We start from the raw sequence: 16,685 nt of genomic DNA on the forward strand, positions 1-16,685 counted from the left end.
CACTGGGAAGTGGAAGTCCGACATCGGATCCGCTGCGCCTCGTACCAAAACGACGCCACAAGCCCTGCACAGGTACTGGACCACACCTCACGGAGGGCCTGCGAAACCTCGCGACCGGCACGCTCCGCTTCGCAGGACGCCGCGACACTGCCGAAGCCAGATGCCGCCCCGGACGCCCCTTCAGAGCCCAAAGCCTCGACTCACGATGTCGGCGTAGTCGCGCCCGAGGGGCGTTTCGATAGCTTCACCGATCGCCTCCATGTATCCATTGAATGGAAACAACTCAGTCGTGGTGGACATCGCTCAGTATCGTCCGTAGCACCGATCCTGATGTAAGTAATAGCGCTGAATTCACACACGGGATCGACTGGCTGTGCCGATAGCGGTATAGCGGTGAATGCCTCGAGGAGGGTACACAAACAGTGTTCATGAGGATGAGGAAGAAGGCTGCCGCCACAACGTTCGCAGGCGCTGTCGCGGCGGCGGCGATCCTGGTTGGCGCACCCGCCGGCCACGCCGCCCCAGCGTCGATGCAGTCCGTGACGCAAGGCCCGGCGGGTGCATCGTTCTGGGTAGATGTGCCCTATACGGTGCCCGCCACTGCCAAGGCGGGAGACATCCTGTGGGTACAGCAGCGTTCTGACGCGCCGACGGGGGCCAGCGGCTGGAACGTCATTTATGTATCGCAGATTCAGCCGGGTGTGATGTCGTATGTCTCCGGCGAAGTGTTCGTGCCGAACGCCCAGAATTCGCAGGCGCGCAACGTGGTGCTGTGGAACCACCCCACCGCTGGGATGACTGACGACTGCGCGCCGTCTCGCGAGACCCTCGGCGACGAAAACGGCAACAACGCGGTGCCCGCGGTCCAGGATCTGATCAACGCGGGCGATCTGGTCGTTGCCAGCGACTACCCGGGGCTGGGCCTTTACGGGCCCGCGTACTACATGACGGGTGACCCGAACGCGCGGGCGTCGCTCGATCTGATCCGCGCGGTGCGGAGTGTGCCTGCCCTGAGCGCGTCGGCCAACTTCGTTCAGTACGGCTGGTCCCAGGGCGGCCAGACGTCCGAGCACCTGGACGCCCTGGCCAAGAGCTACGCTCCCGAGCTGCACCCTGTTGCCACGGCGCTGATCGCTCCGGCCACCCGGATCAAGGCGCTCACCCAGATCTCCATGCCGCTGCCCGGCCCGGACGGCTACATGCTCATGACGCTGCGCGGCATCCAGGCCGCCTACCCGCAGCTGAAGTTCAGCGACTTCCTGACACCGGCGGCCATGGAGGAGATGCCGCTGATCGCCGACGGCTGCTACGACCCCTGGGGCGCCACCGCGATGGCGAACTGGCACCAGCCGGGCGCGATGGCTCCCGGAAGCCCGTGGTCGAACGCGATGACCGCGATCGACAACTTCCAGCCCGGCGGGACGATGCCGTACACGATCTTCCAGGGTTCTGACGACACCACGGTCCCGCCGTCGCTGACGCAGGCCGAGCGGACAGTTCTATGCAAGGCCGGATCGCCGGTCCAGTACAACGAAATGGCCGGGAAGGACCACACCACGATCGTCCCGGTCGCCGCCGCCGCGCTGCCGCAGTGGATCGCCGACCGGTTCGCTGGCAAGCCGGCGCCGAGCAACTGCCCGGCATAACGCCCGACTGACACCAGTGTCGCCTGTCTGACGCCGACCTTCTTCGGCGTCAGACAGGCGACAGCCCTGTTCATCGGTGCCAGAAATAGCCCCCTGCGATATCGTTCAGACGATGCGACCGACTCGCGGTGAATCGCCGCCGAGAATTCGCGAGATTCCGCGACCCGCCGCCCGCACGGCAGGAATCAAGCTGCGAGCGGCCGGTTCATGGGGAACCAGAATCGACAATGCGGCGACGACACGGCCGCCGGCAGCGCACACGGGAACCGCAATACCGGTGGCGCATTCGTCGACGTATCCGGGGCAGTAGGCGACTTCCGTTTGCCGGATCTCGCTCAGGGTGCTGCGCAACACGGCCGGATCGGTGACGGTGAGGCGCGTCAGCGCGACCAGCGGGCGGGCCAGCACCATTTCCTGACAAGCCACAGAGCTGTGGGCGAGCAGCACCAAGCCGCCGGAGGTGGCGTGCAGCGGCAGCCGCGCCCCGACCCGCGCGCGATTGTGGACGGCGCGCGGTGCGGACAGCCGCCCTATATAGAGCACCTCGCTGTCCTGGAGAACGCCCAACTGCACGTGGTGTCCCACTGCGGCGTGCAGGTCCACCATGAAGGGCATGGCCGCTTCCTGCAGGCCGAGGGTCGGCGCGGCACGAGAGGTCAGCTCCCACATGCGTACTCCCACGCAGATCCGGCGCTTCGAGTCGCGACGCAGCCAGCCGTATTCGATGAGCTCGTTGACCAGGCGGGAGGCAGTGGCGAGTGGCAGGTCGCTGCGACGGGCCAGTTCGGAGAGGGTGATGGCGCGAAGGTCGGGGCCGAACACCTCATAGATGCGGACTACGCGGGACAGCAAGGACTCGCCGCTGGTGGATCTGGCCATCACGACTACCATTTCCGATTACCGGCTTCGCCGATATCAACGCGTATATGTACCACCTGGAGTTTCGCAGGAACGATGCGCAGTGGCCTCAGAGCCGGGTTCGGAAGCTGAGGCCGCCACCGAGGCCCTGCGGGCATGCGGTGGGCGGCGGTGCTATCAGCGTCTGAGGGTCGATTCACCCGTTGTGCCGGTAGAGCGCGCGAGCGACGCAAGCCGGCTTGTCCGAGCCTTCGCACTCGACGGTGAAGGCGAGCGCCATCTGCACGCCGCTGGCGACGTCCTCCACGCTTTCGACGCGTCCCAGAAGGCGGATCTTGCTGCCGACCTTGACCGGGCTCGGGAAGCGGACCTTGTCGAGTCCGTAGTTGACGCTCATCGTCACGCCCCGTACGTGGAGCAACTCGTTGAAGAGCGGGATCAGCAGGGAGAGGGTGAGGTATCCGTGGGCGATGGTGCCGCCGAAGGGTCCTTCGGCCGCGCGCACCGGATCCACGTGGATCCACTGACGGTCTTCGGCCGCCTCGGCGAACAGATCCACGCGGTCCTGGGTGACGGGGAACCAGTCGCTCGCACCGAGGTCGGTTCCTGCCAGGGCCCTGATCTCGTCGAGGCCGGTCGCGGTCACTGCCATGAGTATGTGTTTCCTCTCGTGTCTTTCTGCCAGAACGAATCAGGAGCCGCCGTATCGCTTCCGGAGTTCGGCCTTGAGCGTCTTGCCCGCGCCGCTGCGCGGCAGGAAATCGGTGAAGACGACGCCTTTCGGCACCTTGTATTTCGCCAGGCGGGCTGCGGCGAACTCCAGCAGTTCGCGGGCCAGATCCGTCCTGGCCGCGTCGTCCTGTGTCTGGTGCGCGGAACGCACCACTACGACTGCACGGCCCACCTCTCCCCAGCGCGCGTCCGGAACGCCGATCACGGCGCACTCCGACACCGCCGGGTGTGCGAGCAGGGCCTCCTCCACCTCCGCCGGGGAGATGTTCTCGCCGCCGGAGATGATCAGGTCCTTCAACCGGTCGACGATCCGTATGTAGCCGTCGGCGTCGGCGGTGGCCAGGTCTCCGGTCCGCAACCATCCGTCGACCAGTGTTTGGTCCGTCTCCTGGGGACACCGCCAGTAGCCGGGCATGACGTTCGGCCCCTCGACACGCAGCTCCCCCACCTCTCCGACTCCGGCCGGCGCTTCGCCGGCGCCATCAAGTCCGGTTCGGACAAGACGCACATCGGTGAAGAACATCGGCACCCCTGCGCTGCCGGCCTTACTCACCGCGTGCTCGGCGTCCAACAGCAGCGTGCCCGGGGACGCCTCGGTCAGGCCGTAGCCCTGGACGAAGCTGAGGCCGAGCGCGAGATAGCGCTCGATGAGCGGGCGCGGCACGGGCGCTCCCCCGCACATCAGGGTACGGATGCTGCTGAGATCGGCCTCGGCGAAAGCCGGCGTGTCCGCGAGCCGCTGGAACATCGCGGGCACCCCGAACAGCAGCGTGACCTGGTGCCGCGCGACCAGCTCGATCGTGCGCACCTCGTCGAAGGCTTCCTCCAACACCACGGTGCCGCCCTTGACCAGGGTCGGAAGGCAGGTCATGCCGAGCGCGGCGGTATGGAACAGCGGCGCGCTGACGAGCGTTACTTCGTCGTGCGCGAGATCGGTGTCGACGATCACGTTGATCGCGTTCCACGTGAGGTTGCCGTGGGTGAGCACCACGCCCTTGGGGCGGCCGGTCGTGCCGGATGTGTAGAGAATCATGCAGGGGTCGTCCAGCGTCACCGGCAGGTCAGGCAGTTGCGGCGCGGAATCGTCGGCCGCGGTGGTGAGCGCCGAGAGCAGCGTGATCGCGACACCGGACTCGGCGATCGCGGCCTGCGCCGAATCGCCGTAGCCGTCTGTGTGCACCACCAACGTGCTTTCGCTGTCGGTCAGGCAGTAGCCGAGCTCCGCTGCGGTCAGCCGGGTGTTGAGCGGTACGAACACCGCGCCGAGCATCCCTGCCGCGAACAGCGTCTCCAGATACGCGGGGTGGTTCGGGCCGAGGTACGCCACGCGGTCGCCGGCCCGCAGACCCGCTTCGCGCAGCCGATGGGCTGCTGCCAGTGTGCGGTCGTGCAGTTCACGGTAGCTGTACTGCCGGTCCTGATGGATGACGGCTGTCGCCTGCGGGCACTTGCGCGCACGTCGTGCGGTCCACGAACCGAGGCCTTCGTTGCGCATCGTCGATGGCTCCTTGTCAGAACCCCAGCAGCCGGGCGGCGTTGTCCTTGAGGATCTTCGGACGTACCTCGTCCTTGATCGGCAGCTTGTCGAAGTCGGCGAGCCACCGTTCCGGGGTGAGCAGCGGGTAGTCGGTACCGAACAGGACCTTGTCCTTCAGCAGGGTGTTGGCGTACTGCACCAACTGCGGCGGGAAGTATTTGGGCGACCAGCCGGAAAGGTCGATGTAGACCTGCGGCTTGTGCGTCGCGACCGCCAGTGCCTCGTCCTGCCAGGGGAACGAGGGATGGGCCAGGATGATCGGCATCGCGGGGAAGTCCGCGGCGACGTCGTCGACGTGCATCGGGTTGGAGTACTTCAGCCGGATCCCGCCGCCGCCCGGCGCCCCGGCGCCTATACCGGTCTGCCCGGTGTGGAACACGGCGATCGCGCCGGCGTCCTCGATCGCCTCGTAGAGCGGATAGGCCGTACGGTCGTTCGGGAAGAAGGCCTGCAGATTCGGATGGAACTTGAAGCCGCGCACCCCGTACTCTTCGACGAGCCGACGCACCTGACGGACTCCAGATCGGCCCTTCGCCGGATCGATCGAGGCGAACGGGATGATCACGTCCGGATAGCGGTGCGCAGCCTCGGCGATCTCCTCGTTCGGTACGGCCGGGACTCCGGTGGCCGCCTCCGCGTCCACGGTGAAAACGATCGCGGCCATGCGCAGGTCGCGGTAGTAGGCGCCGATCTCGTCGAGCGTCGGCTTACGTCTGCCGTCAGCGACCTTGAAGTACTCCGAGGAGGCCGATTCGAGCTCGGCTGACAGGGAACCTGCTCCGGACGCCGATACTTCGGCATGGGTGTGCACATCTATCGCGACAAGCCGGTCCACGTCGAGCCTTGGTTCACTCGTCATCGTGCCGCAGCCTCCGACCGGACGGGCTCGTCGAGCGGACGCGGCGCGGGGATACCGACCGATTCCGGCACCCGGCCGAGCGTCGACGGCCAGGCGGTAGCGATCGCGTCCGAGGTCCAGCCGCCGTCGGTGTAGGCGGTGGCGGTTTCGCGCGGGTGCGACCACAGCGCGAGTCGGTCGCCTCCGATCCCGATCGCCTGCCCGTTCACGTCACGGGCGGCGTCCGACGCGAGGTAGACCACCAGACCCGCGACGTCCTCGACGGTCCCGAACCCCTCGCCCTTGCGCAGCGCCTCGGGCAGCGGCACGCCGTCGCGCTCGTACGCCTCGACGTGTGGCGCGAAGAAGGGGATCGTCTTCGTCATCGCGGTCGCGGCGACCGGAACGAGGGCGTTGACGGTGATTTCAGCGCGAGCCAGTTCAAGGGCCCAGGTCCGCATCATCCCGACGATGGCGGCCTTGGCCGCGGCGTAGTTGGTCTGGCCGAAGGTGCCGCGCTGCCCGGTGGGTGAGCCGGCGACGATGACGCGTCCACCCCGACCCTGGGCGCGCATTGCGATCGCGGCAGCGCGCACGCAGGTGAAGGTGCCACGCACGTGGACGTCCAGCACCGTGTCGAAGTCCTCGTCCGACATCTTCCACAAGACGCTGTCACGCAGCACACCCGCATTGGTGACCAGCACGTCGAGGCCGTCGAACTCGTCGAACGCCGTCGCGACGAGACGTTGGGCGGTGTCGGTGGGCCCGACGGGGCCGACGACGGCCACCGCCCGGCCGCCGACATCCCGCACTGATCGCACGGCCTCAGCGGCTGCGGCCTCGTCCACGTCATTGACGACCACGGCGGCGCCCGCCGCGGCCAGCGCCGTGGCGTAGGCCAGGCCGAGACCCCGGCCGGCACCGGTGACCACCGCCGTCTTCCCCGTCAGATCGATGGCTTCGGCCATCAGGCACCTCCCTGTCGGCTGCGGGCGGGTTCGCCCGACGGTCAAGACATTAGGCAGTCTGTCAACGGCAGTCAATGAATCGCCTAACATTGCCGCGGACGTCGGGCGATGGTCGGGTATCGTGACAGCCGTGCAGGCCGATCAGCGGGAACCCGGCGAGGACGAGGACGAGGACGGCGGCGTCCGGCCGCAGACGTTGATGCTGAACCTGCTCGGCCGCTACTTGCTCGGGCGCGGGGTCGCCGTGTCCGCGGCGAGCGTCATCGAGGTCTTCGCCCGGGTCGGCGTCGGCGAGCACGCCGCCCGCTCCACGCTGGCCCGCATGGTCAACCGGGGCATGCTGACCCGGCACAGGCACGGCCGCGCGATGTACTTCGGACTGACCGAACAGGCGGAGCGGATCCTGAAAGACGGCGAGGACCGCATCCAGAACTCCGGGGCGTTCAGGCAGGACTGGGACGGGATCTGGACGCTGCTGGGCTTCTCGCTGCCGGAGTCCTGGCAGCGGCAGCGCCACGAACTGCGCTCCCAGTTGATCTGGGCCGGCTTCGGCCCGTTGTTCAGCGGCCTGTGGATCGCACCGGGGCGCGTGGATGTCGGCGACCTGGTCGGCAGCCTGGGCTTGGAGTCCCACGTCAAGGCCTTCTACGCGGCGGCGGTTCCGGGGATGGAGGTGGGTGAGATGGTGCGGGAGACGTGGGACCTGAACACCATCGCAGCCCGCTACCACGGCTTCCTGACCCGCTGGCAGAGCCCTGACGCGCCATCGCGCCGTGGCGACCCGCTCGCCGCCGAATTGTTGCTCGGCTGCGACTGGCTGCAGGTGATCCGAGCCGATCCGCAGTTGCCCGCCGTGCACCTGCCGGGCGACTGGCCCGCCGCCGAGGCCGAGGCGTTGTTCGTGCGATTGGACGGCGAGTTGGGACAGGCCGCCGACGAGATCGCACGGCAGGTCCTTGACGTACGCCCGGTCACGACGCCATAGACCCGCGACGACGACAGCTCTGACAGCAACTACGGCCTGGCCCTGGTCACCGCCGGCCCCGCTACCGAGACCGCCGCGCTAACCAGGCATGTATGGAGATGGCCCATCGAGGTCAGTCTCGCAGCCGTACCAGGAACGCGGGGCGCCGCACCGTCCCGTTCGGGTTGTACTGGCTGGGCGACCACGGTCATCCGGTAGACGCCGAGAGCTCATCTGCCCTACGGAAATGTCTCTCAATGAATGAGAGGACGGGGTGCAGTTCGGACGGCAGCGGTGAGAGCCTCCCGGCACGCTGCGAGCAGCGGCCGGCGAATCCTCACCGTGGCGGTTGCCCACTCTTCGCCGAGTTCGCACGACTTTCGAGTTCCCACCCATGCCGTCCGGATCCATCCGGCCATCCGGTCGGGCCGCACTGTGTCAATTCATTGAGGAGAACTTGATGTCCAACCAGCCGACTCGCCTGAACGGCAATCTCGGTCTGCTTTCCGTCGTCGCCTTCGGCGTCGCCTACATGGGGCTGCCGGTGGTGATCGCCACCTTCGGCGTGGTCGCCTCAGTCAGCGGGGGTGCCGCGCCGACCGCCTACCTCGTTGCGACGGCGGCCATGCTGCTGACTGGATTCAGCTACGCGAAAATGGCTCGCGTGCTGCCGAACTCCGGCTCGGTCTACACCTACGCCCGCAAGATGCTCGACAGCAGGGTCGGCTTCATCGCGGGTTGGATGATGCTTCTGGACTACCTGTTTCTGCCCATGGTGGTCTGGCTGATCGGGGGCACCTACCTGAACGCCCAGTTCCCGCAGCTCCCGGTGTGGGCCTGGATCGCGATCACGGTGGCGGTCACCACTGCGATCAACTCGGTCGGGATCACCGTGATCGATCGGGTCACCAAGATCCTGCTGTTGATGGTCATCGCAACCCTGTTGGTGATCGCCGTGCTCTGCGTGCGCTACGTGAGCGCGGGACACGGTACCGGCAGTCCGGCCCACGCTCTCTGGAACCACGGGACATCGGTGTCGGCGATCACCTCGGGCGCGGCACTCGCCGCATTCTCGTTCCTCGGATTCGACGCGGTCAGCACGCTCAGCGAAGAGGCCCGAGACCCGCAGCGAACCATCCCGCGGGGCATCGTGCTCACCGTCCTCGCCGGCGGGACCGTCTTCGTCGTCCTGTCCTTCCTTCTGCAGTGGGTCCACCCGGGGGGCTCGTTCGCGGACGAATCATCCGCCGGGTATCTGCTCTCGGTCCAGATAGGAGGAAAGACCTTCGCCGATGTCACCAACGTGATCACCTTGATCGGCGCGATGGTCTCGGGCGGTGTGGCCATTCAGGCCAGCACCAGCCGGCTGATGTTCGTGATGGGCCGCGATGGCGTGCTGCCGCGCGCCTTCTTCGGACGGCTTTCCGGCAAGGGCCGCATACCTCTGTTCAACGTGCTACTGGTCGGCGCAATCGGCCTTGGAGGCACCGCCATGACCCTTTCCGACGCCACCTCATTCGTCAACTTCGGTGCCATCTTCGGCTTCACCCTGGTCAACGTGTGTGTGATCGCCTATGCCATCAGGCAACGGCACTCCGGTTTGCGACACTCGTCATGGTCCTACCTCGTGCTGCCCGCCGCGGCGGCTGCCGTGGATATCTACTTGCTCACCAAGCTGGACGACTCGGCACGCAACCTCGGTTTGGCCTGGCTTGCCATCGGGCTTGTCTACCTCGGCGTTCTCACCGGCGGGTTTCGCAGGCCGGCACCCGAGATCGGGGCCGACGAAGCACAAAACGGATCGGATGCATCATCTGCGCCGGGACTCACTGAAGGCGTCCCAACCGGGCCATGACGGTAGCCCGTTCGGGGGATGCCGCCTTCCCCGAGCGGCACCGCGACCTTTCTGGGCGCGCCAGCCGGACATGCGTGCAGCCTGCGGCGTGGTCGGCTGTGACCGCCAATTGAAACGGCGCGCAGCCCGCGCACAAACGCCGGGTGCCGTGGCCGCAAAGAAAGATCGCTCCGACCTCTTGACACGCGCGCCCATCATGATGAAACGTTGTCACACAACAGCGTTTTATCACGTGCTCGGCGACCGGTCGGGACATCCGTGCCACGCAGCGCCGCGCATCCGCGATTTATGGGGAGTCTTCGCGTGGAAATACATCGAGTCGTCGCCGAGCCCGTACCGGACACCGCCCGGCAGCACATGGTCCGGATGCGTGACGGGGTGCGTCTGGCGACCGACGTCTATCCGGTCCCGGACGCCGAGGGCCCGCTGCCGGCGGTCCTGGTGCGGCTGCCATACGACAAGAACAGCCGGTACGTCTTCATGGACAAGGTGGCCGAGCGGTTTACCGCCCGCGGCTACGTGCTCGTCGTGCAGGACGTACGCGGAAAGTTCCGTTCGGAAGGCGAGACGCTGGCGTGGACCGGGGAGGTCAACGACGGCTACGACACCATCGACTGGGTCGTGAACCAGGAGTGGTCGAACGGGATCGTCGGCATGTTCGGCGACTCGTACTACGGGTTCACACAGTGGTCCGCGGTGGCCTCCGAGCATCCGGCGCTGCGGGCGATCGTGCCGCGCGTGACGTCGACCGACATCGCGCCGGGCCGCGAGCGCTCGGGGGATCCGTCGATCCGGCGGGTGCCGTGGCTGGAGGGCACGTCCTATCTGGCCGGCTACTGGGTCGACAACGACAGCTACGAGTTCGAGCCCGACCTCTCGGTGCGGCCGCTGGTCGCGGCTTTCGAGGAGGTCTTCGAGGCGATCGGGGCGCGATCGAAGGGCTTCGACTTGATGGTGCCGAAGGGGATCGAACTGGACTCCTACAACGCGAAGCACCCCTATGACGCCCGGCCGGTTCCGGTGCTGCACTGCGTCGGCTGGTTCGACAACGTCGGCACGGCCCACATGTGGGACTACACGCAGCTTTCGATGCGGCCGGGATGGGACGCAGTGCAGTTCCTTTACGCCGACGCCACCGACCACGAGAACACGGCACTGGAGGACGCGCCGCTGGGCGCGGAGACCGACCACGCCGCCGATGAAGCGGCGCTCGAGCGGCTGCTCGACGGCTATACCGGCCCGGCCCTGGATTTCTTCGACGTCTTCCTCAAGGGCATTGCCGGCGTACAGACGCTGCCGCGGGTGCGCTGGAAACTCGGGCACGTCGGATGGCACACCGCCGAGCAGTGGCCCCCGACCGGGGCCCGGAGCGTCGAACTGCACCTCACCGACCTGAGTGCGGCGGCCGGAACCGTGCCCGGCGGACTCCTCACCGGCCAGGGTCCGGTGGCCGCAGGCAGCGTGCGGTGGCACTATGACCCCGACGACCTGGTGCCGTCGGCGGTCGCCAACACGTTCGATTTCCTGCGCACCTACCCCGACGAGCGCGCCACCGCCGACCGCGAAGACGTGCTGGTGTTCACCGGCGAGCCCGCCGCGGAGCCGCTGGATCTGGCCGGCCCCGTCGGGCTGCTGGTCGAAGTCTCCTCCACGGCGCCCACCTTCGACGTGTTCGCCAAACTCTTCGACGTCGCTCCGGACGGATCGACCCACATGATCGTCCGTGGCGATGCGCAGGGCGAAGCAGTAGGCGGTGTCCTGCGGTTGGACCTCGGCCACACCGGTTATCGACTGCGGCCCGGGCATCGGCTCGCCCTCACCGTCACCAGCAGCGACTTCCCGCTGTATGTACCGAACTCCGGCAGCACGGAGAACCCGTGGCTGACCGTCGCACCCAAGCCCAGTACCCAGACCCTGCGCTCGGGCGTCCTGAACATCACCGTGCTGTCCTGACGCCTCGCGCTCGCCGCAGCGACGGCCCCGGCTGCCGCTGTCATCCGATTCCCGCACCGCCTCCTCGAAGGAGAACCGCAGTGCCGAACACAACCCGCGTCCGCCTCGCCGCACTGGCTGCATTCGGCCTGCTCGCGACCGCTTCCGGATGCACCTCGAACCATCACGCCCAGGGGCCGGGTTCCACCGCCCCGACGGCGGATTCCACGAAGCCGACGACCACGACACAGGCCGCCTCGGGTGTTTTGGATTCGATCACGTGGGCATTGCCGATGGGTGAGCCGACGACGCTGGATCCGGCCAAGTCCGGGGACTATTCGCCGAACACAGTCGAGGCCAACATGTGCGACTCCCTGCTGCGCGTCAAGCCGGACTACTCCTACGGTCCGGGCCTGGCCCAGAGCTGGAAGTGGTCGGACGACAAGACCCTGGTGTTGGAGATCCGACCTGACGTCACCTTCTGGGACGGCAACCCGCTGACCGCCGACGATGTCGCATTCAGCCTCAACCGGGAGATTGATCCAGCAAACCAGAGCGTGAACGCCCCCTATTTCGCATCCGTCGCGTCCATCGCGGCCACGGGGTCGCACGAGGTCACGCTGAAGTTCTCCCAGCCGGACGAATTGTTCTTCAAGGTGCTGTCCACTGAAGCCGGCGCGGTCAGTGAACAGGCGTACGTCAAGAAGCAGGGCGCGAACTACGGTCAGGCAGCCGGGGGCCTGATGTGCAGCGGCCCGTACGAGTTCGGATCCTGGTCGTCCGGGCAGTCGGTCACCATCACCGCGAATCCGCACTACTGGGACCCCACGCTGCAGCCGAAGATTCACCAGGTGCAGTTCAAGTTCGTTCCCGACGCCTCAGCCCTGTCCACGGGCCTGCTGTCCGGGCAGATCGACGGCTCGTACGAGGTGCCGCTGACGACGATGAAGGCGCTGGCGAACAGCAAGATCGGGACCCGGCACTACGGGATCAGCACCCAGTCCACCGCGCTGGCGTTGGCCAACCCCGACACCCCGCTGGCCGACCAGCGGCTCGACCAGGCCCTGGCCCTGACCCTGGACGACAACGCGCTGATCAAGGATGTCTACGGCGGGTCGGCGGCCATGCTGAAGACGGCCGTCCCGCCGACTGTGTGGCAGGGATCCGATCAGGCGTCGATCTACAAGCAGGGCTACGACGCCCTGCCCGACGTACCGGCCTCCCCCGACATCGCCAAGGCCAAGGCGCTGGTCGCCCAGGCCGCGCCCAGCCGCCGGACCTTCACGGTCGCGATGGCCGCGGGCGACCAGGCGAGCCTGCAGCTGCTCACCTTCCTGCAGGCCGGCGCCAAGCAGATCGGCCTCGACTTCACGATCAAACAGTTCCAAGCGGTGGACTTCTCCAATCTCTTCTACGACGCCTCCAAGCGTGCCGGGCTGGACCTGGTCGTCGCCAACGGCTACGTCGAGGTGCCCGATCCGCTGGCCAGCGCGCCCGCGCTGGTCACCCCGGACGGAACGTTCAACTGGAACAAGTACAGCAACGACACCGTCACCTCGCTGCTGCGGCAGGCCCAGTCCAGCCTGGACCCGGCGAAGTCCGCGCAGCTGTTCGTCCAGGCTCAGGCGATCTACACCAAGGACATGCCCGGGATCTTCGACGCCGCACCGAACGAGCAGATGTTCATGAACAAGCGGATCAGCGGCGCCCCGGCGTCGCTCGCCTACCTCAACATCCCGTGGGCCGCGATGATCGGCGGTACGGGCAAGTGACACGGTTTCTGCTCGGCCGACTGGCGATGCTGGTCACCACGCTCGCCGTGGCCAGCGTGACCATCTACGGCGCGATGTTCCTGACGTCCGGGGATCCGGCGACACTGCTGGTGGGTGGCGGAAAGCCGCCGGCGCCGGCTGTGGTGGCCGCGATCCACAAGCAGTACCACCTGGACGACCCGTTCTTCTCCCGCTATTGGCGCTGGCTGACCGGTGCGCTGCATGGCGACTTCGGGATGTCGTTGGCTTACCGGGCTGATGTCAGCACCCTGATCTCAACGCGGATCGGCGACACTCTGCTGCTCGTCGGCTACTCCGCCGTTCTGATCATCGTCATCGGGATCGTGGTGGGGACGGTCTCGGCGCTGCGCGGAGGTCTGGTGGATGCCGTCGCCACCGGCGTCTCAGCAGCGGCCATGGCGGTGCCGACGTTCGTCGTCGGAGCGGTGCTGGCGTTCGTGTTCGGGGTGAAGCTGGGCTGGTTCGACGCCTCGGGTGACGGCGGCGGCGGATTCGGGGCGTTGATCCCGTCGTTCACGTTGCCCGCGATCGCTTTGGCGCTGTCCTGGGTCGGGTACGTCGCCCAGGTCACGCGGGCCGCGGTCGGCGCCGAACTGCGCTCGGAGCACGTGGTCACCGCCGAGGCCCGCGGTCTGCCGCGCCCGGGCCTGATCCGCCGGCACGTGATGCGCAACGCCGCGGGCCCCATCTTCGCCATCTCCGGAGTCGCGGTGGCCGGGCTGATCGCCACCACGTCGGTGGTCGAGCAGACCTTCGGGATCAGCGGGATCGGATCGCTGCTGATCGAGGCGTCGGCCAAGCAGGACCTGGCGACCGTCCAGGCGGTCTCGCTGCTGATGGTCGCCGCGTTCATCGTCCTCAACACGGTCATCGACCTCGTCACAGCGATGCTCGACCCGCGGATCGCGACCGGGAGGACCCTGTGAGCGTCTATCAGATCACGTCGTCGCTGCGCGCCCGGACCCGCCGCAGGGTCGTCTCCGACCCGGTGATGGCCGTGGCGGCTGTCGTTCTCGCCCTGGTCATCGCAGTCGCTGTGTTCGCGCCGCTGCTGGCGCCGTACGATCCGAACGCCGTCGACCCGATGAACGTCCTGTCCGGGCCCTCGGCGGCACACTGGCTCGGCACCGACGACACCGGCCGGGACATCCTGTCGCGGCTGCTGTACGGGAGCCGGCCCAGCCTGATCGCCCCGGCCGTGGTCGTCGTCGCCTCGACCGGAGCCGGAACGCTGCTCGCCGTGGCCGGCGCCTGGTGGGGCGGTTGGGCCGACCGGCTGGTCGGCGGGCTGCTGGACCTGGTGTTCTGCTTCCCCGGCCTGATCATGGCCGTGGTCGCGGCCGCCGTGTTCGGTCCCGGCCTGCCGGTGCCGGTCGCCGCGATCTCGATCGCGTACCTGCCGTTCCTGGCCCGCGTGCTGCGCGCGGCTGCGCAGAAGGAGTTGAGCCTTCCGTATATGGCGGCCCTCAAACTGCTGGGCCTTCCGACGCATCGGATCTGGCTGCGGCATCTGCTGCCGAACCTCATGCCGGTCATCGTCGTCCAGGCCACCGTGACCTTCGGCTACGCGCTGCTGGACGTCGCCTCGATCTCCTTCATCGGGCTCGGGGCGCAGCCGCCGCAGGCCGAGTGGGGCCTGATGGTCTCCAGCGGCTACGCCCAGATCCTGTCCGGCCAGGCCGGACAGGTCATCTTCGCCGGGGCCGCGATCGTGATCGTCGTCGTGGCGTGCAACCTGCTGGGATCCGGGCTGTCCCGGCGCCTGCTCGGGGAGGACCTGTGAACCCGCCGCTGCTCGCCCTCGACCACTTCGGCCTGGACCTGCGTGTCGACGGCACGCTGCAGACCGTCGTCCACGACGTCTCCCTCACGATCGAGGCCGGTCAGGCGGTGGCGCTGGTCGGGGAGTCCGGATCCGGAAAGTCGCTGACCGCGCGCGCCGTGATCGGGTTGCTGCCACACGGCGCCCGCGCCCGCGGCAGCCTCCTGATCGACGGGGTGCCGCTGCCGCCGCCGCGCTCGACCGCGCTGCGCAGGCTGCGGGCGACCGAGATCGCGATGATCTTCCAGGACCCGCGAGCCCACATCAACCCCGTGCGCTCAGTCGGTGACTTCCTCACCGAGGGGCTCATCCGGACTCGCGGCGTCCGGCGCGCGGACGCGACGGCGACGGCGATCAAGCTGCTCGACGAGGTCGGCATCCACGACGCGGCCCGCCGAATGCGCCAGCACCCGCACGAGCTGTCCGGCGGCCTGCTGCAACGCGTGATGATCGCCGCCGCCCTGGCCGCCGAGCCGAAGCTGCTGCTGGCCGACGAACCGACCACCGCGCTGGACGTCACCACCCAGGCCGAAGTCATGGCGATCATCGACGAGGCGCGGGCCGGGCGCGGGCTGGCGATGCTGTTCATCAGCCACGACCTGCAGCTGGCCGCCGCCGTCTGCGACCGGGTCGCCGTGATGTACGCCGGTTCACTGGTCGAGGAGTTGCCCGCCGAGCGGCTGCACTCCGCCAGCACCCACCCCTATACCCGTGCCCTGCTGGCTTCGCGGCCCGCGCTGGGCGAGCGCGGGGAACTGCACGCGATCGCCGGACGGCCGCTGTCAGGGTTCGAGGTCGGCGACGGTTGCGCGTTCGCCGACCGCTGTCCACGGGCCCGCGACCGATGTCGCGTCGAGCGGCCCACGCCGACCCCGATGGGCGACAGTCTCACGGCCTGCTTCTTCCCCCACGTCCCCGAATCCAGGCAGGCTTCCCGTGGCTGAACCCGCCCTCAGTGTCCACGCGCTGGGCAAGACGTACGGCGATTTCACCGCCGTCGAGTCGGTGTCCTTCGACATCCAGGCCGGCGGATCACTCGCCCTCGTCGGTGAATCCGGCTCCGGCAAGACCACCACGGCTCGGATGATCGCCGGGCTGGAACGGGCCACGACCGGCTCCTTCACCGTCGATGGCGCTCCGCCTGCCCGCAAGCTGGCAGAACGGGCTCGGCAGATCCAGATGGTGTTCCAGGACCCGTACTCCTCCCTGGACCGCCGGCAACGGGTCCGCTCCTGCCTGGCCGAGGCAGTGCAACTCCACAGCCCGGCCCGCGGGACCGCGCTACAGGCCCGCGTCGAGGAACTGCTGGACCTGGTCGGCCTGGACTCCCGCCAGGCCGACGCCCGGCCCGGCACCTTGTCCGGCGGGCAACGCCAACGGGTCGCCATCGCCCGGGCGCTCGCCGCCGAGCCCAGGATCCTGATCCTGGACGAGGCGGTCGCCGCACTGGACGTGTCCATCCAGGCCCAGGTGCTGACCCTGTTGGCGAAACTCCGGGCCGCAGCCGGCGTCACCATGCTGTTCATCACCCACGACCTCGCGATCGTGCCCTATGTCTGCGACGACGTGCTGGTCATGTGCAAGGGGCGGATCGTCGAACGGGGAACCGTCGAACGTGTGCTCACCGACCCGGACGCACCGTACACCCGACGCCTCCTGGACGCCGTACCGCGGCCCGGCTGGCGCCCGAAGAGGGCGGACGCCCTGCACGACGTCATGTGACAACATTGCATCATCAGC

Annotated in this window: 14 protein-coding genes; 9 read left to right on the forward strand and 5 right to left on the reverse strand. The window is 67.9% G+C overall.

What is annotated here, in order from left to right; genetic code table 11:
- The first annotated feature begins 590 nt into the window (after positions 1 to 590).
- Positions 591 to 1,646 carry a lipase family protein gene (locus GWK61_RS02855; protein WP_194904556.1) on the forward strand — a complete coding sequence of 352 codons (1,056 nt, stop codon included), beginning with the start codon at positions 591 to 593 and terminating at the stop codon, positions 1,644 to 1,646.
- Positions 1,647 to 1,751: 105 nt separating this feature from the next.
- On the opposite strand, the gene GWK61_RS02860 is transcribed toward GWK61_RS02855, so the two are convergent.
- The 5 genes from GWK61_RS02860 to GWK61_RS02880 form a co-directional block, all read right to left on the reverse strand.
- Positions 1,752 to 2,525 carry an IclR family transcriptional regulator gene (locus tag GWK61_RS02860; protein WP_194904558.1) on the reverse strand — a complete coding sequence of 258 codons (774 nt, stop codon included), beginning with the start codon at positions 2,523 to 2,525 and terminating at the stop codon, positions 1,752 to 1,754.
- Between the two features lie 175 nt (positions 2,526 to 2,700).
- A complete protein-coding gene (locus GWK61_RS02865; RefSeq protein ID WP_194904560.1) occupies positions 2,701 to 3,156 on the reverse strand; it encodes a MaoC family dehydratase in 456 nt (151 codons plus the stop codon).
- A gap of 39 nt (positions 3,157 to 3,195) precedes the next feature.
- Positions 3,196 to 4,731: an acyl-CoA synthetase gene (locus GWK61_RS02870; protein WP_194904562.1), complete on the reverse strand. Its 1,536-nt coding sequence runs from the start codon at positions 4,729 to 4,731 to the stop codon at positions 3,196 to 3,198.
- A gap of 16 nt (positions 4,732 to 4,747) precedes the next feature.
- Entirely contained in the window at positions 4,748 to 5,632 is an 885-nt protein-coding gene (locus tag GWK61_RS02875; RefSeq protein WP_194904564.1) for an amidohydrolase family protein, read from the reverse strand.
- Positions 5,629 to 6,579 carry an SDR family NAD(P)-dependent oxidoreductase gene (locus tag GWK61_RS02880; protein WP_323747387.1) on the reverse strand — a complete coding sequence of 317 codons (951 nt, stop codon included), beginning with the start codon at positions 6,577 to 6,579 and terminating at the stop codon, positions 5,629 to 5,631. The genes GWK61_RS02875 and GWK61_RS02880 overlap by 4 nt, the downstream gene beginning before the upstream one ends.
- A 130-nt stretch (positions 6,580 to 6,709) precedes the next feature.
- Here GWK61_RS02880 and GWK61_RS02885 point away from each other — a divergent pair, with 130 nt between their 5' ends.
- The 8 genes from GWK61_RS02885 (at position 6,710) to GWK61_RS02920 (ending at position 16,667) form a co-directional block, all read left to right on the forward strand.
- Positions 6,710 to 7,564, forward strand: coding sequence for a PaaX family transcriptional regulator (locus tag GWK61_RS02885; protein WP_323747388.1), 855 nt, complete (start codon positions 6,710 to 6,712; stop codon positions 7,562 to 7,564).
- A 439-nt stretch (positions 7,565 to 8,003) separates the two neighbouring features.
- On the forward strand, positions 8,004 to 9,398 hold the full coding sequence (locus tag GWK61_RS02890) for an APC family permease (RefSeq protein WP_194904567.1): 1,395 nt from the start codon (positions 8,004 to 8,006) through the stop codon (positions 9,396 to 9,398).
- Between the two features lie 303 nt (positions 9,399 to 9,701).
- Positions 9,702 to 11,351 (forward strand): CocE/NonD family hydrolase, encoded by a 1,650-nt coding sequence (locus GWK61_RS02895; protein WP_323747389.1) that lies wholly within the window; start codon positions 9,702 to 9,704, stop codon positions 11,349 to 11,351.
- 80 nt (positions 11,352 to 11,431) lie between these two features.
- Positions 11,432 to 13,102, forward strand: a complete 1,671-nt coding sequence (locus GWK61_RS02900) for an ABC transporter substrate-binding protein (RefSeq protein ID WP_194904569.1) — start codon at positions 11,432 to 11,434, stop codon at positions 13,100 to 13,102.
- Positions 13,099 to 14,049 carry an ABC transporter permease gene (locus GWK61_RS02905; protein WP_323747390.1) on the forward strand — a complete coding sequence of 317 codons (951 nt, stop codon included), beginning with the start codon at positions 13,099 to 13,101 and terminating at the stop codon, positions 14,047 to 14,049. Before GWK61_RS02900 ends, GWK61_RS02905 begins: the two co-directional genes overlap by 4 nt.
- Positions 14,046 to 14,906, forward strand: coding sequence for an ABC transporter permease (locus tag GWK61_RS02910; protein ID WP_194904571.1), 861 nt, complete (start codon positions 14,046 to 14,048; stop codon positions 14,904 to 14,906). The genes GWK61_RS02905 and GWK61_RS02910 overlap by 4 nt, the downstream gene beginning before the upstream one ends.
- Positions 14,903 to 15,889, forward strand: a complete 987-nt coding sequence (locus tag GWK61_RS02915; protein ID WP_194904573.1) for an ABC transporter ATP-binding protein — start codon at positions 14,903 to 14,905, stop codon at positions 15,887 to 15,889. Before GWK61_RS02910 ends, GWK61_RS02915 begins: the two co-directional genes overlap by 4 nt.
- The gene (locus GWK61_RS02920; protein WP_194904575.1) at positions 15,882 to 16,667 is read left to right on the forward strand and encodes an ABC transporter ATP-binding protein; all 786 of its coding nucleotides are present in this window, start codon (positions 15,882 to 15,884) and stop codon (positions 16,665 to 16,667) included. Before GWK61_RS02915 ends, GWK61_RS02920 begins: the two co-directional genes overlap by 8 nt.
- Positions 16,668 to 16,685: the final 18 nt, after the last annotated feature.

This window comes from Catenulispora rubra (assembly GCF_015356825.1).
Classification (GTDB): domain Bacteria; phylum Actinomycetota; class Actinomycetes; order Streptomycetales; family Catenulisporaceae; genus Catenulispora; species Catenulispora rubra.